At 71.3% G+C, this 21,205-nt stretch carries 21 protein-coding genes; 16 read left to right on the forward strand and 5 right to left on the reverse strand.

Translation table 11 applies throughout. The features are described 5' to 3' along the window. The first annotated feature begins 2 nt into the window (after positions 1-2). The 6 genes from H5411_RS17055 (at position 3) to H5411_RS17080 (ending at position 8,860) form a co-directional block, all read left to right on the forward strand. Entirely contained in the window at positions 3-1,826 is a 1,824-nt protein-coding gene (locus tag H5411_RS17055; protein ID WP_101437992.1) for an NADH-quinone oxidoreductase subunit 5 family protein, read from the forward strand. A 17-nt stretch (positions 1,827-1,843) separates the two neighbouring features. Continuing rightward, positions 1,844-3,322 carry a complex I subunit 4 family protein gene (locus tag H5411_RS17060; protein ID WP_101437991.1) on the forward strand — a complete coding sequence of 493 codons (1,479 nt, stop codon included), beginning with the start codon at positions 1,844-1,846 and terminating at the stop codon, positions 3,320-3,322. A gap of 16 nt (positions 3,323-3,338) precedes the next feature. Continuing rightward, the gene (locus H5411_RS17065) at positions 3,339-4,748 is read left to right on the forward strand and encodes an NADH-quinone oxidoreductase subunit N (RefSeq protein WP_037359823.1); all 1,410 of its coding nucleotides are present in this window, start codon (positions 3,339-3,341) and stop codon (positions 4,746-4,748) included. A 41-nt stretch (positions 4,749-4,789) separates the two neighbouring features. Beyond that, positions 4,790-6,625, forward strand: coding sequence for a VanW family protein (locus H5411_RS17070; RefSeq protein WP_081655053.1), 1,836 nt, complete (start codon positions 4,790-4,792; stop codon positions 6,623-6,625). A 152-nt stretch (positions 6,626-6,777) separates the two neighbouring features. Further along, positions 6,778-8,364, forward strand: a complete 1,587-nt coding sequence (locus tag H5411_RS17075; RefSeq protein ID WP_051165929.1) for a multicopper oxidase family protein — start codon at positions 6,778-6,780, stop codon at positions 8,362-8,364. After that, positions 8,354-8,860, forward strand: coding sequence for a hypothetical protein (locus H5411_RS17080; RefSeq protein ID WP_051165928.1), 507 nt, complete (start codon positions 8,354-8,356; stop codon positions 8,858-8,860). The genes H5411_RS17075 and H5411_RS17080 overlap by 11 nt, the downstream gene beginning before the upstream one ends. Here the strand turns inward: H5411_RS17080 and H5411_RS17085 are convergent. Then, on the reverse strand, positions 8,787-9,524 hold the full coding sequence (locus H5411_RS17085; RefSeq protein WP_037359821.1) for a cytochrome c biogenesis CcdA family protein: 738 nt from the start codon (positions 9,522-9,524) through the stop codon (positions 8,787-8,789). The genes H5411_RS17080 and H5411_RS17085 overlap by 74 nt on opposite strands. Positions 9,525-9,589: 65 nt before the next feature. Here H5411_RS17085 and H5411_RS17090 point away from each other — a divergent pair, with 65 nt between their 5' ends. From H5411_RS17090 to H5411_RS17125, 8 genes are all read left to right on the forward strand, one after another. Further along, complete coding sequence (locus tag H5411_RS17090; RefSeq protein WP_051165927.1) at positions 9,590-10,279, forward strand: ATP-binding cassette domain-containing protein; 690 nt, start codon at positions 9,590-9,592, stop codon at positions 10,277-10,279. Further along, the gene (locus H5411_RS17095; protein WP_037359982.1) at positions 10,276-10,956 is read left to right on the forward strand and encodes a heme exporter protein CcmB; all 681 of its coding nucleotides are present in this window, start codon (positions 10,276-10,278) and stop codon (positions 10,954-10,956) included. Before H5411_RS17090 ends, H5411_RS17095 begins: the two co-directional genes overlap by 4 nt. Next, positions 10,953-11,684, forward strand: a complete 732-nt coding sequence (gene ccsA / locus H5411_RS17100; protein ID WP_037359819.1) for a cytochrome c biogenesis protein CcsA — start codon at positions 10,953-10,955, stop codon at positions 11,682-11,684. Before H5411_RS17095 ends, ccsA begins: the two co-directional genes overlap by 4 nt. Before the next feature lie 108 nt (positions 11,685-11,792). Then, positions 11,793-12,227: a cytochrome c maturation protein CcmE gene (locus H5411_RS17105; protein ID WP_037359818.1), complete on the forward strand. Its 435-nt coding sequence runs from the start codon at positions 11,793-11,795 to the stop codon at positions 12,225-12,227. Beyond that, complete coding sequence (locus tag H5411_RS17110) at positions 12,224-14,197, forward strand: heme lyase CcmF/NrfE family subunit (RefSeq protein ID WP_037359816.1); 1,974 nt, start codon at positions 12,224-12,226, stop codon at positions 14,195-14,197. The genes H5411_RS17105 and H5411_RS17110 overlap by 4 nt, the downstream gene beginning before the upstream one ends. Continuing rightward, entirely contained in the window at positions 14,190-14,657 is a 468-nt protein-coding gene (locus H5411_RS17115; protein WP_037359815.1) for a cytochrome c-type biogenesis protein, read from the forward strand. The genes H5411_RS17110 and H5411_RS17115 overlap by 8 nt, the downstream gene beginning before the upstream one ends. Continuing rightward, positions 14,654-15,196, forward strand: coding sequence for a hypothetical protein (locus H5411_RS17120; protein WP_051165926.1), 543 nt, complete (start codon positions 14,654-14,656; stop codon positions 15,194-15,196). Before H5411_RS17115 ends, H5411_RS17120 begins: the two co-directional genes overlap by 4 nt. Then, positions 15,193-15,819: a TlpA family protein disulfide reductase gene (locus tag H5411_RS17125; protein ID WP_037359813.1), complete on the forward strand. Its 627-nt coding sequence runs from the start codon at positions 15,193-15,195 to the stop codon at positions 15,817-15,819. Before H5411_RS17120 ends, H5411_RS17125 begins: the two co-directional genes overlap by 4 nt. A 416-nt stretch (positions 15,820-16,235) precedes the next feature. Here the strand turns inward: H5411_RS17125 and H5411_RS17130 are convergent, their stop codons facing one another. The 4 genes from H5411_RS17130 to H5411_RS17145 all read right to left on the reverse strand — a co-directional run bounded on the left by H5411_RS17130 (position 16,236) and on the right by H5411_RS17145 (position 19,054). Beyond that, entirely contained in the window at positions 16,236-17,231 is a 996-nt protein-coding gene (locus H5411_RS17130; protein ID WP_158242503.1) for a cytochrome c oxidase assembly protein, read from the reverse strand. A gap of 104 nt (positions 17,232-17,335) precedes the next feature. Further along, positions 17,336-17,641: a hypothetical protein gene (locus tag H5411_RS17135; protein WP_037359811.1), complete on the reverse strand. Its 306-nt coding sequence runs from the start codon at positions 17,639-17,641 to the stop codon at positions 17,336-17,338. Positions 17,642-17,712: 71 nt separating this feature from the next. Further along, positions 17,713-18,699: a cation diffusion facilitator family transporter gene (locus tag H5411_RS17140; protein WP_235079083.1), complete on the reverse strand. Its 987-nt coding sequence runs from the start codon at positions 18,697-18,699 to the stop codon at positions 17,713-17,715. Then, positions 18,686-19,054 carry a TFIIB-type zinc ribbon-containing protein gene (locus H5411_RS17145; RefSeq protein ID WP_081655065.1) on the reverse strand — a complete coding sequence of 123 codons (369 nt, stop codon included), beginning with the start codon at positions 19,052-19,054 and terminating at the stop codon, positions 18,686-18,688. Before H5411_RS17145 ends, H5411_RS17140 begins: the two co-directional genes overlap by 14 nt. 161 nt (positions 19,055-19,215) lie before the next feature. On the opposite strand from H5411_RS17145, the gene H5411_RS17150 reads away from it, so the two are divergent. Continuing rightward, a complete protein-coding gene (locus H5411_RS17150; protein WP_037359808.1) occupies positions 19,216-19,632 on the forward strand; it encodes an ArsR/SmtB family transcription factor in 417 nt (138 codons plus the stop codon). Continuing rightward, on the forward strand, positions 19,629-21,205 hold a 1,577-nt coding region (locus H5411_RS17155; RefSeq protein ID WP_183124312.1), incomplete at its 3' end, for a heavy metal translocating P-type ATPase. The genes H5411_RS17150 and H5411_RS17155, both read left to right, overlap by 4 nt.

A 21,205-nucleotide genomic window follows, 5' to 3' on the forward strand; every position in this document is an offset into this window, starting at 1 on the left:
CGATGACGCTGTGGCTGTTGATCGGTCTTCCCCTCGTCGCCGGTGCGGTGCTGCTGCTTTCGCGCCGCAGCGGCGACCGGATCGCGCCCGCGGTCGGCATGGGCATCGCCGTGGCGACGCTCGCGCTGGCGGTCGCCGCCGCGGTCGCCCGGCCCGCCGTGACCGTTCCGCTGCTCGCGAACCTGCCGATCGGGCTGGCGGTGGACGGGCTGTCCGCGGTCATGGTGATCACTGTCGCCGCGGTTCTGGCGGCGGTGCTGGTGTTCGCGGCCGGCGAGTTCGGCGCCGAGGAATCACGGGCGCGTTTTCACGGGCTGATGCTGGTGTTCGCCGGGGCCATGCTGGTCACCGTCACCGCGCGCGACCTCGTCGTCCTGTTGATGGCCTGGGAGGTCATGGGGGCCTGTTCGTACGCCCTGATCGGCTTCTGGTGGCAGGAGAACCGCCGGGTGGAATCCGGGGCGATCGCGTTCCTCGCCACGAGGTCGGGCGATCTCGGCCTGTATCTCGCGGCAGGGGCGGCGCTGGCGGGCGGGGTCCCGGGGCTCGCCCTCGCCGGGCTTCCCGGCGCGGCGGGCGGCTGGCGCGACGCCGTCGCGGCCGGACTGGTGCTGGCCGCGCTGGGGAAGTCCGCGCAGCTGCCGTTCAGCTTCTGGCTTTCCCGCGCGATGGACGGCCCGAGCCCGGTCTCGGCACTGCTGCACTCGGCCACGATGGTCGCCGCCGGGGCGTACCTGCTGATCCGGGTCGAGCCGTTGCTGGGGGCGACGGGCTGGGCCGCGGACACGGCGGCCTGGGCCGGGGTGGTGACGGCGCTCGTCCTCGGCGTGGTGGCGGTGGTGCAACGGGACCTCAAGCAGGTGCTGGCGGCCTCGACGTGTTCGCAGATCGGGTTCATGGTGCTCGCCGCCGGAGCCGGGGGCCAGGCAGCCGGGACCGGCCAGCTGGTCGCGCACGCGGCGACGAAGAGCCTGCTGTTCCTCGGCGCCGGGGCCTGGCTCTTCGGGCTGGGGACGAAGGATCTGCATCGGCTGCGCGGCGCGGCACGGCGGTATCCGTTGCTGGGCGCGGTTTTCAGCATCGGCGCGCTGACGCTGGCCGGGGTGCCGCCGCTGTCGATCTGGGTGACCAAGGACGCGGTGCTCGCGTCCGCGCTCGCGCACTCCCCGGCGCTGTACGTCGCCGGCCTTGCCGCCGCACTGGTCAGCGGCGCCTACGTCGGACGGATCCTGACCATCCTCTGGGCTCCCGCCGGCACCGCGCCGGGCGATCGCCTGCCCGCGCTGCTGCTCGCGCCGTTGCCCGTCCTCGCGGCCGCCGCCGCGCTGCTCGGGATCGGCGGTGTGCCCGGCCTGTCGCGGCGGTTCGCCGAACTCCTCGGCGCCGCGGAGCCCGTCGAACCGGGCTGGGCGCAGCTGGCCGCGTCCGGCGTCATCGCCGTCGCCGGTGTCGCGGGGGCCGCGGCCTGGACCCGTGCCCGAACGCTGCCCGAGAACGGAGCGCTGGCCGACTGGTTGCGGCTGGAACGCTTGGCGCACCGGGCTTTCGTCGTGCCGGCCGACTGGCTGGCGCGTAGTCTCGCCCGCTTCGACGACCGGGTCGTGGACGGCGGCGTGCGCGCGGCCGCGGCGACCGGCGCGGCGCTGGCCCGGCTGGCCGATCTGCGCGTCGAGGTGTCGATCGAGGCCGTCGTCCGCGGCGTGTCCGGCGGCGCGCAAGCGCTCGGGCGGCTCGCGCGCCGGCCGCAGACCGGGCAGCTGCACCACTACTACGCCCAAGCCGCGATCGCTCTGGGCGTCCTGGCCATTCTGGTGATCTTCCTGTGACGAACGTGAGGTGACGCGTGCTCAGCGTCGTGGTGTTCCTGCCCTTGGCGGCCGCGGTGGTCCCGTTCGCGATCCCGCGCGCCGGCGACCGGTTCGTGCGCTGGTGGTGGCTCGCCGTCGCGGCGGCCGATTTCCTGCTGACGATTGTCCTGTGGGCGGCTCGTCCCGCCGGCGACGGCTATGCCTACGAAGTGAACCTGCGGTGGATTCCCAGCATCAGCTCGGGCTACCACCTCGGGGTGGACGGCCTCAGCCTGCCGCTCGTGGTCTTGACCGCCGGGCTTTTCCTCGCCTGCGCGATTTATTCGCTGCGGCAAGAGAAGCAAGTACGGTCGTTCGCCGCGTTGTTCCTGTTCCTGGAGACGGTGAGCCTCGGGCTGTTCGTGGCGCTCGACCTGATCCTGTTCTTCGTTTTCTTCGATCTGTCCATTGTGGGCATGTACTTCGTGATCGCCGGCTGGGGCCATCGCGACGCCGCGCGGGCCGCGCTCAAGTTCTTCCTCTACACCTTCCTCGGGTCGCTCGCGCTGCTCGTCGGTTTCATCGCGCTCTATGTCACGGCCGCGCCGCACACCTTCGACATCGTCGAACTGACCCGCCAGAACCCGCTGGCCGGCGGCGGCTGGGCCGCGGGCCTGGTGCTGCTGGCGCTCGGCGTCGGGTTCGCGATCAAGACCCCGACCGTGCCGTTCCACACCTGGCTTCCGCCCGCGCACACCGAAGCGCCTGCCGCCGGTTCGGCGATCCTGGCCGGGGTGCTGCTGAAGATGGGGACCTACGGCTTCATCCGGATCGCCATGCCGATCCTGCCCGGCACGTGGCGCCGCTACGCGGTCGTGTTCGTCGTGGCCGGGGTGGTGAGTGTCCTTTATGGAGCGTTGGTCGCGCTGGGCCAGCGGGACTTCAAGCGGATGATCGCCTACACCTCGGTCAACCACATGGGATACATCATCCTGGCGATCGGCGCGGCCGGGATGGCCGCGGGCTCGGCGAGCGAAGCCCGCGAGCTGGCCGTGACCGGCGCGGTCACGCAGATGGTGAGCCACGGCCTGATCACCGGCGCGCTGTTCCTCCTCGCCGGAGTCCTCTACGAACGCGGCGGCACCTACGACCTCGACCGGTTCGGCGGGCTGGCCGCGAGCGCACCCCGGTTCGCGGGCCTGACTGCCGCGGCCGCCTTCGCTTCCCTGGGACTGCCGGGTTTCTCCGGCTTCATCGCGGAGTTCCAGATCTTCACCGGTTCCCTCGGCGCCGCCCCGGTCGCGACCGTGCTGGCGTTCCTCGGCATCCTGGTGACCGCCGCGCTGTTCCTGCGCGCGTTCCAGAAAGTGTTCCTCGGCAAGCCCGGCACGCCGGCCGCGGACCTCACCGTCGCCGAGGGCGTCTCGATCGCGCCGCTGCTGGTGCTCGCCGTCGTGATCGGGGTCTTCCCGCGGTTCCTGCTCGACCTGATCGAACCCGCGTCGCGGTCGGTCCTGAACCTCCTGGCCCGGTGACCGCGCCGTGGAGACGATGAACGAAGACCCGCTCGCGCTGCTGCCGGAGATCATCCTCGCGGTCGCCTCGGTCGCGGGGCTGTTGCTGGGCTCCTACCTGCCGCGCCGGCGGCAATGGCCGGTCCGCCTCCTCGCCGCGCTCGCCTGCGCGGCCGGGCTGGCCGCGACCGTGGCGGTTTGGGGCGATCCGGTCCGCACGGTCTTCGGCGGCAGCTACGCGATCGACGTCGGCACCAACGCCGGACGCGTCATCGTCCTGGTCGCCGTGCTGCTCACCCTCGGCGTGAGCGCGCGAGAGTTCCGGTCCGCGCCGCGCGAGAGCGAGTGGTACGTCCTGATCCTGCTCGCGGCGCTGGGCACGATCGTCCTCACCGGCGCGAACGATCTGTTGCTCCTGGTCGCCGCGTACCTGCTCGCGAGCATCCCGCTGTACGCGGTCGCCGGGTTCGCCAAAGACGACGCCGGCACCGAGGGAGCGCTCAAGTTCTACCTGCTCGGCGCGCTGCTCGGGATCATCATGCTGGCCGGAGCCACCGTCTTGTTCGGAGTCGGCGGCTCTAGCGCCTACGCCGACTTGCAGAAGGCGCTCGGCACTGCCCCGGCGGCCGCCGTCGCCGTCGGCTTCGTCGGCGTGCTCGCCGGGCTGCTGTTCAAGATGGGCGCGGTCCCGGCGCACTTCTGGATCCCCGATGTCACCGAAGGCACCCGCCCGCCCGCCGCCGCGTTCCTCACCACCGTCCCCAAAATCGGCGGCGTCGTCGCGGCGTACCGCCTGGCCGCCGCGATGACCGGCTCGCACCTCGACTGGGCCCTGCTGATCGCCATCGTCGCCGCCGCCACCATGACGCTTGGCAACCTCGCCGCGTTCTTCCAGCGCGACGTCCGCCGCCTGCTCGGCTACTCCACCATCAGCCAGGTCGGCTACCTCCTGATGGCCGTCGCCGTGGCCGGACGCAACGAGCTGGCCCTGCCGAGCATGCTGCTCTACCTCGGCGCTTACGCGGTCACCAACCTCGGCGCCTTCGCGGTCGTTTGCGCGCTGCCGGGGCGGCGGACGATCGACGAGTATCGCGGGCTCCTGCGGCACCAGCCCTGGCTCGCCGTCAGCCTGGTGGTGTGCCTGCTCGGGCTGGTCGGCACTCCGCCCACCGCGGTCTTCACCGGCAAGCTGACGATCTTCGCCGCGGCGCTCGACGGCGGCTACGCCTGGCTGGTCGTCGTCGCAGCCGTCAACACCGTGGCGAGCCTGTTCTACTACCTGCGCTGGATCACCCCCGCCGTCCGCCGGAGCGACGAGCCGGACCCGGCCGTTCCCGGCGGCTGGGCGGCCGCGACCGCGTACGTCACCGCGGCCGGATCCCTCGTGCTCGGCCCCCTCGCCGGGCTCGCGCTCGCCGCCCTGCGCGGGGACCTGGCGTCGATGTGAGGACCGGATCCCCCGCCGCTGGCCCGCCCGACCGGGCAACTATGGACGATAGTAGCCTGGGCTCCCTGCACCGCCGCACGCGGCAAAACCACGGCTACCCGGGGGTTTTCTTGCATCCAGCGACCGACAACGCGAGCTGGCCGTCGACGGATCCGGACGACCAGGACCCCGGCGGCGGGAGCGGCGCCGCGCGCCCGTGGTGGCGGCGCCCGCTGACCATCGCGCTCGCCGCCGCGGCGGGAGCACTGGCCGTGGCGTACGTGATCGGCGCGATCGCGACGATCGGCGAGGTGCCCGGCGGCACCACCGTCGCCGGCGTGGCGGTCGGCGGGCTGTCCCCGGCAGAGGCCCAGGCCAAGCTGACCGCGGCGCTGACACCGCGCCTTGCCCAGCCCGTCCAGGTCAGCGCGGGCGACCGCACGGCCCGGTTCGTGCCGGCGTCCGCGAAGATCCAGGTCGACTACGCCGCGACGGTGGCGCAGGCGGGAACCCAGTCCCCGACCCCGTGGGGTCTTCTCGGCTCACTGTTCGGGGGCCGCGAATTCCGCGTGATGTCCAGCGGCGACGACCAGGCGCTCAACGCCGTCATCGCCGGCCTCCGCCCGGCCGTCGACCGCCCGATGACGGAAGGCGACGTGCGTTTCGACGGCGTCGCCCCGGTGCCCGTACAGCCCGAAGCCGGGCAGGAACTGGACGAAACGGCGGCCCGCCAGGCGCTCGTGACGGAGTGGGCGAACGCCGCGGACGTCAAGCTGCCGATCCGGACGCTCCAGCCCAAGGTCCCGGCCGACGAAGTCCGGCGAGCGGTCGACGAGATCGCCAAACCCGCGGTGTCGGCTCCCGCGACCGTGCGAGGCGACGGCCGCGACGCCGCCGTGACCCCGGCGCGCATCGCGGCGGCCCTGCGGTTCCGGGCCGGCGACAACGGAAATCTGGTGCCCAGCCTCGACAAGGACAAACTCGGCGCGGTCGCCGACAAACTGGCAGCCACCGAGAAGCAGGGCCAGGACGCCCGGATGGACTTCTCCAGCGGCTCTCCCGTCGTCACGCCGTCGACCGACGGGCGGCAGATCGACTGGGACCAGACCCTGGCCGGCCTCCTGAAGGCGATCACCGGCCCGGGAGACCGGGCGGTGCAAGCGAAATACACCGACGTACCGGCGAAGGTCACCAGCGGCGCGGTCAAGAGCCTCGGCATCAAGGAAGTCATCGGAGAGTTCACGACCACCGGGTTCGCGCAAGATTCCGGCGTGAACATCCGCGTCGTCGCCCAGAAGGTGAACGGCGCGATCGTCAAGCCCGGCGAAACCTTCAGTCTCAACGGCTACACCGGCCCGCGCGGCACACCGCAGGGCTACGTCGAAGCCGGCGTGATCGAAGAAGGCGTGCCCGCCCGCGAAGTCGGCGGCGGCATCTCGCAATTCGCCACCACGACCTACAACGCGGCGTACTTCGCCGGCATGACCGACGCCGGGCACAAGGAACACAGCTTCTACATCAGCCGCTACCCCGCGGCGCGCGAGGCGACGGTGTTCCAGAACCCGGACGGCAGCAGCGTGATCGACCTGAAGTTCGCCAACGACTCCGCCACCGGCGTGGCGATCCAGACGATCTGGACGAACTCCTCGATCACCGTCAAGCTGTGGGGCACCAAACACGTGAACGTCGAATCGGTCCCCGGCCCGAAACACGACTTCGTGAACCCGCCCACCGTCACGAAATCCGACGCCTCGTGCAAACCGGTCCAGGGCAAGCCCGGCTTCACCGCCTCCGACACCCGCGTCATCCGCGACCTCGGCGGCAAGGAGCTCAGCCGGCACACCCGCAACGTGCGCTACAACCCCGAGCCCACCGTCGTCTGCGCCGGAAGCGGCTGACCCGCCCGATATGTACTATCGAATCTAGTAGGCCCGGACCCGCTCCGGGAGGACGCGGCGCGGGCGTGAAGGGAACCCCGCGGGACTCAGAGTCCGTGAGGGTTCCCCTCACGGACGCGCTCGCCACGCAACGACAACGGAATCGGGACCCCATGACGCCTGCCGACCCTTCGCCGACCGCCCCGAACCGCCAGCTGAACCGGCGCGGCTTCCTCGTGCTCGGCGCGGGCGCGACCGCCGCCTTCGGGCTGGCCGCCTGCTCGTCCGGCGGATCTGCCGCGGCACCGGCCAAGATCGGCCCGTCCTCGCCGCTGGTCGGGCGCGCCGAGGCGGCCCGGCGCGCCGCGAACGCGCCGGTGCGCCAGGTCGAGCTGACCGCACAGGCAGGCGAACTCGACCTCGGGCAGGCCAAGGTCGCAACCTGGAGCTTCGGGCAGCTGCCCGGCCAGGAAATCCGCCTCAAACGAGGCGAGGTGCTGCGCGCGAAGGTGAACAACCGGCTACCCCAGCCGACCACCATCCACTGGCACGGACTGGCGCTGCGCAACGACATGGACGGCGTGCCCGACCTCACCCAGCCGGCGATCGCGGCCGGGAAGGACTTCACCTACGAGTTCGCCGCGCCGGAGGCCGGCACGTTCTGGTTCCACCCGCACGTCGGCACCCAGCTCGACCGGGGCCTGTACGGACCGCTCGTCATCGAGGACCCGGCGGACGGCCGCGACTACGACACGGAGCTGGTCGTCGTCCTCGACGACTGGATCGACGGCACCGGCACCGACCCGGACGCCGTGCTCGCCAACCTCAAGAAGAACGGCATGGTCATGGGCGGCGGGCAGTCGTCCTCGATGCCGGACATGCCAGGAATGGGCAGCGGCTCCGGCATGCCGCCGATGTCCGGCATGGGCGGCATGCCGCAGTCGGCCACCCTCGGCGGGGACGCCGGCGACGTGACCTACCCCTACTTCCTGGCCAACGGCACCCGCTCGGTCGCGCCGACCAGTGTCAAGGCCAAACCCGGGCAGCGGATCCGGCTCCGGCTGATCAACGCGGCCGGCGACACCGCGTTCCGCGTCGGCGTGCCCGGCGTTCCGATGCGGATCACCCACACCGACGGCTTCCCGGCCAGCGCGCCCGGCAACGCGGCGACGGTGCTGCTGGGCATGGGCGAACGGGTCGACGCGGTGATCACCGTTCCCTCCAGCGGCGTCCCGATCCTTGCTCTCGCCGAGGGCAAGGGTGGGTACGCCCAGGTGCTGGTGCACGCCGGCGGCAGCACCGCGTCCGCGGTGAACGACGCGGCCGCCGAGCAGCTGAAGACCGCGAAAGTCCTGACCGTGGCCGATTTCTCCGCAGCACCCCAGGTCTCGTTGAAGGACAAGACCCCCGACGTCACCCACGATCTCAAACTGGCCGGGCCGGGCGCGAAGTACGACTGGACGATCAACGGGAAACCGTACAACCCGAACGACGGGCTCCCGGTCCGCAAGGGACAGCGGGTACGCCTGCGGTTCGTGAACGAAACGGACATGTACCACCCGATGCACCTGCACGGCCACACTTTCCAGGTACGCACGCCGAAAGCGGCCGGCCCGCGCAAGGACACCGTCCTGGTCCTGCCCCGGCGCACCGTCGAGGTGGACTTCGACGCGGACAACCCGGGCCAGTGGCTGACCCACTGCCACAACGTCTACCACGGCGAGGCCGGAATGATGACCGTGGTGTCCTATGTGGAATGACAACGGACGCCGCTGGACGCTCGCGGCCGCGGCCGCGGCGGTGAGCGCACTCGCCGTCGGGGTGCCGACCGACGTGATCGACACCCCGCTGTTCACCCGGATGACGCCGGTGCGGTGGTGGGAGTACCCGGTGCTCGTCCTGACCGCGGTCCTCACCGGATTGTGGGTCGCGATTCCCCGGCCCAGCGCGGATGCGCGCGGACGCGCCGGCGTGGCCGGTTCGGTCACCGCGGCGGTGTTCGCCGTCGGCTGCCCCGTGTGCAACAAGATCGTGGTCGGATTGCTCGGCATCTCCGGCGCGCTCGGCATCTGGGCGCCCGTTCAGCCCCTGCTCGCGGCGTTCTCGCTGGCCGCATTGGCCGCCGCGGTCGTGCTGCGGTGGCGGCGACGGGCGTGCACCGCGGATACGTGCCCGCCGGAGATCACAACGGAGGCCAGCCCAGCCGGGCGAACGCCGCCAGCATCCGGCCCATCAGCTGCGTCCAGCCTCCGGTGAGCATCACGACGCCCATCGCGATCAGCAGGACCCCGCCGGCGATCTCGACTTTCCGCGTGTGCGCGCGCAGCCACGCCAGGCTGCGCTGCCCCCGCGCGACGCCGATCGCGACCAACACGAACGGCACGCCCAGCCCGAGCGAGTAGGCCGCCAGCAGCAGCGCGCCGGTGCCCAGGGTGGCACTGCTGGCGGCGGTCGCGAGGATCGAGGCCAGCACCGGCCCGACACACGGCGTCCAGCCGAGCCCGAACGCCGCGCCGAGCACCACCGCGCCCGCGGGGCCGCTGCGCACGCGGTGCAGGTCGAACCGGGCTTCCCGCTGCAGCAACGGAATCCGGACGACTCCGAGCGACGCCAGCCCCATGCCGATGACGAGCACACCGCCCGCAATCGTCAGAATTTGCCGATGCTGCGCCAAAAGCAGCCCGAACGCCGACGCCGTGACGCCGAGCGCGACGAACACGATCGTGAACCCTGCGATGAACAACGCGGACGCCAGGCCCACCCGCGGCTTGGCGCGCATCGCCGTCGGGTTCCCCTCCGGGGCGCGGCCGAGCCCGGAGACGTAGGACACGTAGCCCGGCAGCAGCGGCAGCGCGCACGGCGAAGTGAACGAAATGACCCCGGCGGCGATCGCCAGGGACAGCGAGGCATACAGATCCACGAGCGAAAAACCTGCCGTCGGGGGCCGGGACCTGGTCTCAGGCCAGGGCTTGTACTCTACGATCGATGATAGTAGAGCAGGGCGAGCCAGTGATCGCGGTGACCGGGCTCGGTGTGCGGTTGGGCCGCACGCCGGTGCTGCGCGCGCTCGACCTCGCGGTCGGTGCGGGTGAGGTCTACGGCGTGCTCGGCCCGAACGGCGCGGGGAAAAGCACTCTCCTGCGCGTGCTGGCCACCCTGCTGCGTCCCACGGCCGGCACCGGAAAAGTGCTCGGCGCCCGGCTCGGCACCGACGAAGTCCGTGCTGCACGGCCGTCGATCGCCTTGGCAGGACACGATTCCTCGTTGCATCCCCGGCTGACGCTCGAGGAGAATCTCCGCCATGTGGCCGCGCTGACCGGGCGGGACGCCGCTGCGGTGCCGGACGCGCTCGACGTCGTCGGGCTGCGCCGGGCTGCCGGACGGCGCGCCGAGCACTGCTCGCAGGGCATGCTCCGCCGTGCCGATCTCGCCAGGGTGGTGCTGACCGAACCGGCGCTGCTGTTGCTCGACGAACCGCACGCCGGGCTCGACCGGTCGTCGTTCGGACTGGTCGACCTGGTCGTCCAGCGGGTCCGGGCGCGCGGCGGGGCCGCGGTCGTGGTCGCGCACGACGCGCCGCGGGTCTGGGCGCTGGCCGACCGGGTCGGGGAACTCCTCGACGGCGGTCTCGTCGCGCTGCACCGCGAACCCGCCCCGGAAAGCGAGTGGCGATGACCGTCCTGTCCCCCGCTCCGCTCCGCCAGGCACGGACCATCGCCGGCGCCGAGTTGCGGATCGAGGCGCGCGCGGGCGAAGCGCTCTGGATCATCACGCCGTTCGGCGCCGTCGCGCTGCTGCTGACGCCGATGGCGGTCGGTGCGGACCGCCCGCTGCTCAGCCAGCTGGGCACGGGCATGTACTGGGTCGTGGTGCTGCTCTTCGGCGTGCTGGTCGCGCTGCGCCAGACCGCGACCGACTCGCCCGGCCACCTGGCCATGCTCCGGATGACCGGAATGCCGGCCGCGGCCCGGCTCGGCGGGCGCGCCGCCGCGACGGCGGTCGTCCTGCTCGCGTTCGAGACGCTGCTGCTGCCGGTGATGATCGCGCTGTACCAGCCTGATCTCGCCGGGTGGGCGTGGCTGGCGGCAGCGCTTCCGCTGACTGCTGCCGGGCTCGCGGCTCTCGGCACTCTCGCCGGCGCGTTGGTGCACGGCATGGCAGGCCGCAGCACGCTCGGGCCGCTGCTGGTCTGCCCGCTGGCGCTGCCGCTTCTGCTGGGTGCGACCGAACTGGTCGAGGAAGGCGGCTACGGGCAGGTCCCGTGGCTGTGGTTGCTGCTGCTGGTCACCGTCACCGGAATCGGCTGGCTCGCTCTGCTGCTCGGCGCGAACGCGTTGGAGGAATCGTCATGAACCTGTTCGGCAGGCGGCTTCCCGCCGCCGCGCTCGTCCTGCTCGCGGCCGGTCTCGCCGGCGCGGTCCTCGCGCCGCCGGACCGGTTCCAAGGCGACTACCAGCGGCTGATGTACGTGCACGTGCCCACCGCGTGGGTCGCCTACCTCTGTTTCGGCCTCACCGGGCTCGCCAGCGCGCTGTGGCTGTGGCGCCGCGGCGCCCGCTTCGACCGGCTCGCCGCGGCGAGCGCGGAACTCGGGGTGCTGTTCACCGGCCTGACGATCGTGCTCGGCTCCTGGTGGGGCAAACCGGTGTGGGGCGTGTGGTGGACCTGGGACCCCCGCCTGGTCACCACCGCGCTGATGTTCTTCGTTTACCTCGGCTATCTGGCCCTGCGCCGGGCGACGCTCGATCCGGTCGCCCGCGCGCGCCGCTCGGCGGTGCTCGGCGTGGTCGCCGTCGTGCAGGTGCCGGTCGTGCACATGTCGGTGGTGTGGTGGCGGGCGCTGCACCAGCCGCCGACAGTGCTGAAGCCGGGCGATCCGACGATCGACCACCGGATGCTCGCCGTGCTGCTGCTCAACGTGGTCGCGTTCACCGTGTTCGCGGGAATGCTGCTGCGCGCCCGGCTCCGGCTCACCGCGCTGGAGGACGAACTCGCTGCCGCACAAGCGGCCGAGGACACCGAAGTCGCGGGCGGCGCCGTCACCGCGCCGCACCTGGAAGGACGGATGCGGGATGCCTGAATGGGCCTGGGTGACGATCGGCTTCGCCATCGCTTTCGGCACGCTCGCCGGGTACACGCTGCGGCTGCGCCTTCGGGCAGAGGCGATCCGGCGGGAACGGGAGGAGCGGTGAAGCGGTACCGCCTGCTCGCCGTCGCCGGCATCGGGATCGTCGCCGTCCTGGTCGGGGTGCTGATGTTCGGGAACCTCAACGGCAACCTCGTCTACTACCTCACGCCGGCCGAGGCGATCGCGAAACACGCCGACTACCCCGACGGCCGCCGGTTCCAGCTCGGCGGGTTCGTGCGGCCGGGCAGCGTCGCCCACACCCCGGAAGGGCTGCGGTTCGTCGTGTCCTCCGACGTGAAGCCCGGCAGCCCGGCAGTCCCCGTCCTGCACAACGGCCCGCTCGCGCAACTGTTCCAGCCCGGCATCGGGGTGATCGTCGAAGGTTCCTGGCGGGACGGCCAATTCGACTCCGACACGATGATCGTCAAACACGACGAGAACTACCGGCCGCCCGCGACACCGGCCCCGGCCCCGTCTGGAGGTGATTCCCGGTGACCGCCGTGCTTCCCGCCGCGGGCTGGGGCGGCGCATTCCTCGGCCTCGCCGCGTCGCTCGTGCTGGCCTGGTACGGATTCCGCGCGCAGCGCCGGCCCGGCTCCGTCCGAATCGGACAGTTGCGGCTGGCCTCGTTCGTGATGCTCGGCGGAGCGGTGCTGTCGATGGCCGCGCTCGAAACGGCGTTGCTGACCGACGACTTCGCCATGTCCTACGTCGCCGAGACGCACTCGCGTGCCACGCCGCTGCTGTTCACCATCACCAGCGCGTGGTCGGCTCTCGGCGGCAGCATCGTCCTGTGGACGCTGCTGCTGGCCGGGTACGTCTTCGTCGCCCGCCGCAAGGTGACCGACCCCGGCGACCGGCTGGGCACCGGCGCGCTCGGCGTCATGGGCCTCGTGGCGGCCTTTTTCTTCGGGCTGGTGACCACCGTCGCCAACCCGTTCCGGATCGTGGCGAACCCGCCCGCCGACGGCCCGGGCCCGAACCCGTTGCTGCGCAACGACATCATGGTGGCGATCCATCCCCCGCTGCTGTACCTCGGCTTCGTCGGGTTCACGGTGTCGTTCGCCTACGCCATGTCGGCGCTGCTCATCCGCCGCGGCGGCACCGACTGGCTGGTCCGCACCCGGCGGGCGAACCTCGTCGCCTGGACGTTCCTCACCGCGGGCCTGATCGTCGGCGCGTGGTGGTCCTACCAGGTGCTCGGCTGGGGCGGCTACTGGGCGTGGGACCCGGTCGAGAACGCGGCGCTGATCCCCTGGCTGGCGGCGACCGCGTTCGTCCACTCCGCCGTCGTGCAGGTGAAGCGCGGAACCCTGCAGGCGTGGAACTTCGTGCTCGCGCTGGCGACCTTCGCGCTGACGATCCTGGGCACCTTCCTCACCCGGTCCTCGGTGGTGGCGTCGGTGCACTCCTTCACCCAGTCCGGGGTCGGACCCGCTTTGCTCGGCTTCTTCGTGGTCGTCCTGGCCGGCGGGTTCACGCTGTTCGCGCTGCGCGGCGAACACGTCGCCTCCCGCACCGGGTCGCTGCGGCTCGCCAGCCGCGAGGGGCTCTTCCTGGTCAACAACCTGGTGCTGTGCCTTTTCGCCTTCGTCGTGCTGCTCGGGACCGTGTACCCGATCTTCGTCGAGGCGTTCACCGGAGGCCAGGTCTCGGTCGGCCGCCCGTTCTTCGACCGGATGGCCGTGCCCCTGTCGTTCGCGCTGCTGCTGGCGATGGGCGCCGGGCCGTTCACCCCCTACCGCTGGGCGACCGCGCGCGTGCTCTGGACCCGGCTGGCCTTCCCGATGCTGATCGGCAGCATCGCCGCCGCCGCGTTCGCGGTGGCGGGAATCCGCTCCGTCGGCGTCGTCGCGGTCGCCTTCCTCGCGGCGACCATCGTCTCCGCGAGCATCCGGCATCTGTTCGCCACCGCGCCGAACCGGCGCCCGTCCGGCTTGTGGCGGCTGGTGTCCGGGCAGCGCGCCTATTGGGGCGGGCAGCTCGCGCACATCGGCGTCGCGGTCGTCGCCCTCGCCATCTCCGTGGCCGGAGCCACCGCGACCCGTGCGACGGTCACCCTCACCCCCGAGCACCCGGCCGAATTCGCCGGCTACACCGTCATGTTCACCAAGAGCGAGCAACACACCGAACCCGACCGCACCCAGCGCGACGCGCATCTGGAATTCCGCGACAACGGACAGCTCGCCTGGACGGCCCAGCCCAAACTGGAGACCTTCGCCAACCAGCCCCAGGCCGTCGGCACCCCGGACGTGTGGAGCACCGCGGGCCGCGACGTCTACGTCGCGCTGGCGCAGATCGCCCCCGGCACCGTGACGGTGAACCTCTACCGCTACCCGCTCATGTCCTGGCTGTGGACAGGAGGGTTCCTCATGGCCGCGGGCGGCGCGTGGGCCCTCAGCGAACGGCGCCGACGCGGTTCCCCGACTGCCGAACCCGCCGAGGAGACGGTGAGCCATGCGTAAAAGCCTGCTCGCGCTCGCCGGAATCCTCGTCCTGCTCGGCCTCACCGCCGGGCTGCTCCTCAGCGGCGGGAACGGGACCGCGGACCGGGCGCACGACCTCGACCAGCGACTGCGCTGCCCGGTGTGCAAGAGCGTGTCGATCGCCGAATCGCCGTCCGAGACGGCCACTGCCATGCGGCAGGCGGTGCAGGATCAGGTCGCCGCCGGCCGCAGCGATCAGCAGGTCCTCGGCTTCTTCCGGGCCCGCTACGGCGACTGGGTGCTGCTTGATCCGCCAGTGAGCGGCCGCACGCTGTGGGTGTGGCTGCTGCCGCTGGCCGGCATCGCCGCCGGAGCGCTCTTGCTGGCCGGGCTCTTGCGGAAACGACCCGACGTCCCGGAACTGGCCGGCGACGAACGCGCGCGTGTCGAACTGGCGCTGCGCCACGCCCGCGAACAAGGCACCGGAGAGACTCTGTGACCGCCGCCGAAGAACGCGACCAGGCCCTGCGCGACATCCTCGCGCTCGAAGCGCAAGTCGACGCCGGGGAAATCCCGCCGGACGCCGCACGACGCCTGCGCGCCGAGTACGAGCAGGCCGCCGCCGACGCGATCAACCGCCTCGACGAACCCGCCAAGCCCGTCTCCCGGCGACGCCGCACCCGCGAGGCACGGACGAGGACCATCGCCTACCTCGGCACGCTCGTCGCGGCCGGGATCGCTGCGGTCGTCGTCCTCCCCGCCGCCGTGCAACAGCGTCCCCAGAACGGTTTCGTGACCGGGAACGAGGTCATGCAGTCCAGCGCCCCCGCTGCGCCGCTTCCTTCGGGAACCGGCGCCGCCGACACCGCGCTGTGGATGCAGGCGAACCTGCAGCTCTTCGCTCAAAACAACCCGGCCGCCGCGCTGCGCACCCTCGACCAGCTCCGGCAACGACCCGGGCTGCCCGCCCAGACCCGCCAGGACGTCGACGCCATGATCGCCACCGCGCGGCGCGAACTGGCCAAGGAGGGACGATGACAGCCGGCGCCGACGCCCGCCGCGGCACCATGCGATGGCTCCGCTGGACCGCGCTCGCCGTCGCCGTCGCCGCGGTCGCCGTCGGCGTGCTCATCAGCACCCGGATCGGCGACGACCCGAACCTGGTCGACACCCCGCTGATCGGCAAGCCCGCACCCGAGCTCACCCTGCCCTACCTCGAACGAGACGGCGGCCTCGCGCTGCGTTCGCTGCGCGGCCAGGTCGTCGTGGTCAACTTCTGGGCCTCATGGTGCGTGCCGTGCCGCGAGGAACAGCCCACCCTGACCGCCGCCGCGGACGCCTACCGCACGGCGGGCGTGACCTTCGTCGGCATCAGCTACCAGGACCAGCCCAAGTCCGCGGTCGGATTCCTCAACGAACTCGGCCGCGGCAAGAGCTACCAGTACGTCACCGACCCCGGCTCCCGCGCGGCCATGGAATTCGGGATCTACGGCATCCCGGAAACGTTCTTCCTCGACCGCTCCGGAACCATCGTCGCCAAGATCACCGGCCCGGTGGACCCGCCGCTGCTGAAGTCCGCCCTCGACGACATCGTCGCCGGGCGGAAACCGCAGTCCCGCACCGGCGGCTCCGTCCAGCCCGCTCCCGGCCAGGGCCGCTGACCTCCGTCAGCCATGCCAGAATGAGGCCGTGGTGAGGCTCCGGCGCTGATCAGGAGCGTCGCGCACCGGTCGGCATCCGGTGGGTCCTAACTGCTCCAGCTCGCCCTCGCTGTCAGCGGCGATCGAGCCGAAGAAGTCACAGCGCTCGCGTCGACGATGCGCCGTCCGGCTGCGCATCGAGTGCACGGCCACGATTCATCTGGGCTCGCCGCATCGGCGGTGGGTGTTCTGCTGGTACCGCTTGTCCAGACCCGGGCCGCCGTGCCGGACGGCTGGCCCCCTTGCGGGCAGATGGAGCCCGGCGCACCGGTAGGCGGCACCGTGGTCTTCTTGTCGACGGCACAACCGGTTGGTCGCTGATGTCCAGCACCGCCGGTGAGCGAAGCCGCTTGCGATGGCGGGCAGAGGCACCGGAATTAGCCGTCCTGGGGCGGTTTTTGCTGTGTCCATCGGAAGTGTGCCGCGACGTTCGGGTCGTCTTCCCACCAGGGGCGCATCGTGGCAGGTAGTTCCGCAGCAGTGCCGGCCGTTTCAGCGGCTGTTGCTGTGGGGTTTTGTCTGCGTTGTTCGGCTCGTTGGTATTGGTCGAGTTGTGCGTCGATCTCGGCGGCGTGTTCCTTGTCGCGGCGTCGCAGTTGCTGCATGGACAGGATGAGGAAGGGTACGAGGGCGAGGTCGCCGAGGCCCCACAGGACGGCCGCACCGGTTGTCTGGTCGGTGTCGGGGGGAAGCCCTCCTGCGCCGTTGAGTGCGAGATAGTAGTCGGCGGCGACGAGGCTGCCGGACATGAGCAGGGCGATGGGGACGATGACGTCGAGGGCGACTTCGGCGAAGGTCAGTCCGACCGAGACGACGTGCGGGTACAGCTTGGGCACGGGATCGCGTTGCAGGCGGGTCCAGAAGTAGTGTGCCCCGGCGATCAGTAGCGCGGCTTGGGTGAGTTCGCTGGTCCAGTGGCTGCGCAGCCCGGCTTCGTACCAGCCGCTGCCGTAGAGCGCGATGGGTACGCCGAGCAGCACTAGCACGCCGATCAGCGGATGGGTGACGGCCCGCATGGCGGCCGAGTGCAGGATGCGGCTGCACCGTGCCCTGGTTGCCGGGGTTGCGGTGTCGCGGGCGAGTCGGGCGGGCAGGGCGTGGGCGAGGAATTGCGGTGTGATCATCAGCAGCGTGACGACTTGGATGGCGCGGACGCTGAAGAGAACGTTCTGATAGGCCCCGATCGAGGTCACGGTGACGAGGGCGTAACTGCCGAGCCCGCTGTAGCACCACACGATGCGGCTTGCGGGCCAGGTGCCACCGGCTCGGCGGAGCTTCCGCACGCGCAGGGCGTACCAGAGACCGAAGGCCAGCATCGCCGCGATCGGTGCGGGATGCCAGGACCATGCGGTGAGCGCGGTGGTCCAGGTCAAGGGTGGCAAGGAAACGGTCGGCATGATGGCTGCGTCACGGGTCCTGTCGGTCTCGGGTCACGGCCACGCGGATGCTCGCTCAGGCCGCTGTCACCGTCGGGCGGTTACGGGGAATTCGGCGCGGCCCCGTCCTCGGAGCCTCTCGTTCTGCTCTCGGGAAGGCCGTCATCCGGGCGGTCGTCGGCCGCGTCGTCGCCTGCCGCGGCACCGTCAGGATCCTCGACTCCGGAGGGCATGCCGGTCGTGGTGGCGCCGGCTTCGCCCGCCTGGGCGGCGATGCGGCGGCGTTCGGGGTCGCGGGCTTGGGCGATGCCGATTCCGGTGAGCGCGGCGGCGAGGGCGACGACGATGGCGATCAGGGTCCAGACTCCGGCCGTGCCTGAGCCGGCGGCCAGTAGCGTGGTCGTCATGGTGGGTTCCTCCGTGCGGGCGCGGCCGGCCCAGGCCCGCGTGGAAACGTTGAGCTGACCTGGGCCGGGGTTCATGGCTGGGGTCGGTAGGTCCGGCCGTGCGGGTGGTCGCAGTGCTCGTCGTCGGCCTCGGGTGTGGTGTGGTCGACCTGCAGGGTGGTGTGTTCCAGGTGGTGGCGTGCGCGCATGATCTCCTCGACGCCCTGGCGGATGGCGTGGCAGTCGGCGCCCGGTTTGACGAGGATGTGCGCGGACAGCGCGGTGTCGCCGGAGGTGATCTGCCAGATGTGCAGGTCGTGAATCTGCACTACGTCGGGCACGGCGGCCAACTCGCCGCCGATCGCCTCGGGGTCCAGGTGCGCGGGGGCGGCTTCGAGGAAGATCCGCCCGGATTCCTTGACCAGGCCCCAGCCCGCCTTGGCCATCAGCGCCGCGACGATCAACGCGGCGATGGCGTCCGCGCGGGCGAAGCCGGTCCAGAGGATCACGCCACCGGCGACCGCGGTCGCGATGAACGCGTAGAGGTCGTTGAGGATGTGCTGGAACGCACCCTCGACGTTCAGGCTGGACCGGTTGGCGCGGCTGATGCACCAGGACGCGGCCACGTTGACCGCGATGCCCACCAGTGCGGTGATGAACACCAGCAGCCCCTCCACCGGTGGGGGGTCGATGAGCCGGCGTACGCCCTCGTAGACGAACCACGCGGTCAGCAACAGCAGGGTGATGCCGTTGGCCTGGGCGGAGAGGATCTCGGCGCGTTTGAGGCCGTAGGTGTAGTTGCCGCGCGCGGGCCGGGCCGCCAGCCGGATCGCGATGAGCGCGAGCACGATCGACGCGGCGTCGGTGAGCATGTGCCCGGCGTCGGAGATCAGCGCCAGCGATCCGGCGATCAGCCCGACCACCACCTCGGCCGTCATGAACGCCACGATCAGCCCGAGCGCGAGACCGAGCCACTTCCGGTCCGCGTTCGCCGACACCCCGTGCCCGTGTCCGTGTCCGGTCTCGCCGGTCCCCTCCGCCTGCCCGGCACGTTGGGCCTGGTGTTCAGTGGTGGCCACCGTGGTGCCCTCCGTGCTGCGGACGGTACTCGTGCTGCCCGAACAGCTCACCCAGGAACCCGCCGCCATGGCGGCGCTCGCCGTAGGCGGGTGGCGGGTAGTACGGCTGAGCCGGTGCCGCGTACTGCGGCGGCGCAGGCTGCGACGGCGGGGTGGGCTGGGCGGCGGCGTAGAACCTGGCCTCCGCCGTGGCCAGCTGTTCCATCTCGCCGCGGTCGAGGAATACCCCGCCGCAACCGGTGCACTGGTCGATCTCCACCCCGAACCGGTTCACCGGCAGCATCTGGGACACACATTTCGGGCACAACAACCCCGCCCCGCCGCCTGTCGGCTGCTCGCCTGTCGCGCTACTCATCGCTGCACCTCTCGCGTCGTCATCGCTCACGTCCGCTGCCTATCCTGCCTCAAGTATAGTGATATGCGCATAAATGGATTACTGGGGTCCGAGCGAGTCCGGGCACGTCCTCTGACGCAGTCGTTGTCGTTTGAATCGCCAATTGCTGCTATCATCGTCTTGTGGCGATGATAAGCAGGGATGGATGCCTCGCGTCGAGCGTGGGCGCGGGCTTGGACCCGGCGGTGGCGCTGTTCCACAGTCTCTCCGACGCCACCCGGCTGGCGATCGTGCAACGCCTCGCTCATGGGGAGGCGCGGGTCGCAGACCTGGTGGCCGCGCTGGGGATGGCGCAGTCCACGGTCTCGGCGCACGTGGCCTGCCTGCGTGATTGCGCGCTGGTGGTGGGCCGCCCGCAGGGCCGGCAGGTGTTCTACAGCCTCGCCCGGCCGGAGTTGATGGACCTGCTGGCGTCGGCGGAGACGCTGCTGGCCGCGACCGGCAACGCGGTGGCGCTGTGCCCGAACTACGGCACCGACGCCGCGGCCGACGCAACCCCGGACAGCGTGATTCGGGATAGCAAGGAGAGTGCTCGATGAGTGACGCGTGCGGCTGCGGCCACGAAGAACCTGTGAGCGTGGAGGCCGAGGAGCACGAGCCGGAGCGGCTGTGGCAAGTCAAGGAACTGCAGTTCGCGGCGAGCTCTGGAGCGTTCCTGCTCGCCGCGCTGATCGCCGGCTGGGCCGGCGCGGCGCGGCCGGTGGAGCTGGTGCTGGAGGTGGCGGCGTTGCTGGCCGGTGCCTACACCTTCGTCCCGTCCACGCTGAAGCGGCTGGTGAAGGGCAAGATCGGGGTCGGCACGCTGATGACGATCGCCGCGGTCGGCGCGGTCATTCTCGGCGAGGTCGGCGAGGCCTCGATGCTGGCTTTCCTGTTCTCCATCAGTGAGGGCCTGGAGGAGTACTCGCTGGCCCGCACCCGTCGCGGCCTGCGTGCCCTGCTGTCCCTGGTTCCCGAGCAGGCCACCGTCTTGCGCGACGGCACGGAGGTCATGGTGTCGCCGGCCGAGCTGCGGGTCGGCGACAGCATGCTGGTCAAGCCCGGTGAGCGAATCGCCACCGACGGCATCATCCGCGACGGCCGTACTGCCTTGGACGTCTCGGCGATCACCGGCGAATCGGTGCCGGTCGAGGCAGGTCCCGGCAGCGAGGTGTTCGCTGGATCGATCAACGGCACCGGCGTGCTCGAAGTCGAGGTCACCACCACCGCGGAGGACAACTCCCTGGCGCGGATCGTGCGGATCGTGGAAGCCGAACAGGCCCGTAAGGGCGCCTCCCAACGCCTCGCGGACCGCATCGCGAAACCGTTGGTGCCGGGCATCATGATCGCCGCCGCGCTGATCGCTGCGGTCGGCAGCCTGCTCGGCGACCCGGTCACCTGGATCGAGCGTGCCCTGGTCGTGCTCGTCGCCGCCTCCCCGTGCGCGCTGGCGATCTCCGTGCCCGTCGCGGTCGTGGCCGCGGTCGGCGCGGCCAGCAAGCTCGGCGTGCTGGTCAAGGGCGGTGCCGCCCTCGAAGCGCTCGGTGCGGTCCGCGGAGTCGCGTTGGACAAGACCGGCACCCTCACCGCGAACCGGCCCGCCGTCATCGACGTCGCCACCACCCATGGCGCGAGCCGCGAGCAGGTCCTGCACCTGGCAGCAGCATTGGAGGCCCGCAGCGAACATCCTCTCGCGAGGGCGATCCTTGCCGCGGTCGACGAGGTCACCCCGGCCTCGGCCGTGGAGGCGGTCACCGGGGCGGGTCTCACCGGCCGTCTGGACGGGCGCACCGTTCGGCTGGGGCGTCCCGGCTGGCTCGAACCCAGCTCACTGGCGACGGACGTGGCGCGGATGCAGCAGGCCGGCGCGACCGCGGTGCTGGTCGAGCAGGACGGCCAGGTCGTCGGCGCGATCGCGGTCCGCGACGAGCTTCGCCCGGAAGCCGTCGAGGTGGTGGCGCAGCTTCGCCGGGACGGCTACCACGTCGCGATGCTCACCGGCGACAACCACGCCACCGCCACCGCACTGGCGAAGGACGTCGGGATCGAAAACGTGCACGCCGAACTCCGCCCGGAGGACAAGGCTCGCCTGATCGAACACCGGGTCGCCGATCCGCTGGGCGTCGAGGTGTT

Origin of the sequence: Amycolatopsis echigonensis, assembly GCF_014174495.1 — a bacterium.
Classification (GTDB): domain Bacteria; phylum Actinomycetota; class Actinomycetes; order Mycobacteriales; family Pseudonocardiaceae; genus Amycolatopsis; species Amycolatopsis echigonensis.

Bases quoted from the DNA above. Each gene is read 5' to 3' on its own strand.
- H5411_RS17055 (WP_101437992.1), top strand. From the start codon at position 3: ATGACGCTGTGGCTGTTGATCGGTCTTCCCCTCGTCGCCGGTGCGGTG.
- H5411_RS17065 (WP_037359823.1), top strand. From the start codon at position 3,339: ATGAACGAAGACCCGCTCGCGCTGCTGCCGGAGATCATCCTCGCGGTC.
- H5411_RS17070 (WP_081655053.1), top strand. From the start codon at position 4,790: ATGGACGATAGTAGCCTGGGCTCCCTGCACCGCCGCACGCGGCAAAAC.
- H5411_RS17075 (WP_051165929.1), top strand. From the start codon at position 6,778: ATGACGCCTGCCGACCCTTCGCCGACCGCCCCGAACCGCCAGCTGAAC.
- H5411_RS17080 (WP_051165928.1), top strand. From the start codon at position 8,354: ATGTGGAATGACAACGGACGCCGCTGGACGCTCGCGGCCGCGGCCGCG.
- H5411_RS17090 (WP_051165927.1), top strand. From the start codon at position 9,590: ATGATAGTAGAGCAGGGCGAGCCAGTGATCGCGGTGACCGGGCTCGGT.
- H5411_RS17095 (WP_037359982.1), top strand. From the start codon at position 10,276: ATGACCGTCCTGTCCCCCGCTCCGCTCCGCCAGGCACGGACCATCGCC.
- ccsA (WP_037359819.1), top strand. From the start codon at position 10,953: ATGAACCTGTTCGGCAGGCGGCTTCCCGCCGCCGCGCTCGTCCTGCTC.
- H5411_RS17115 (WP_037359815.1), top strand. From the start codon at position 14,190: ATGCGTAAAAGCCTGCTCGCGCTCGCCGGAATCCTCGTCCTGCTCGGC.
- H5411_RS17125 (WP_037359813.1), top strand. From the start codon at position 15,193: ATGACAGCCGGCGCCGACGCCCGCCGCGGCACCATGCGATGGCTCCGC.
- H5411_RS17135 (WP_037359811.1), bottom strand. From the start codon at position 17,641: ATGACGACCACGCTACTGGCCGCCGGCTCAGGCACGGCCGGAGTCTGG.
- H5411_RS17145 (WP_081655065.1), bottom strand. From the start codon at position 19,054: ATGAGTAGCGCGACAGGCGAGCAGCCGACAGGCGGCGGGGCGGGGTTG.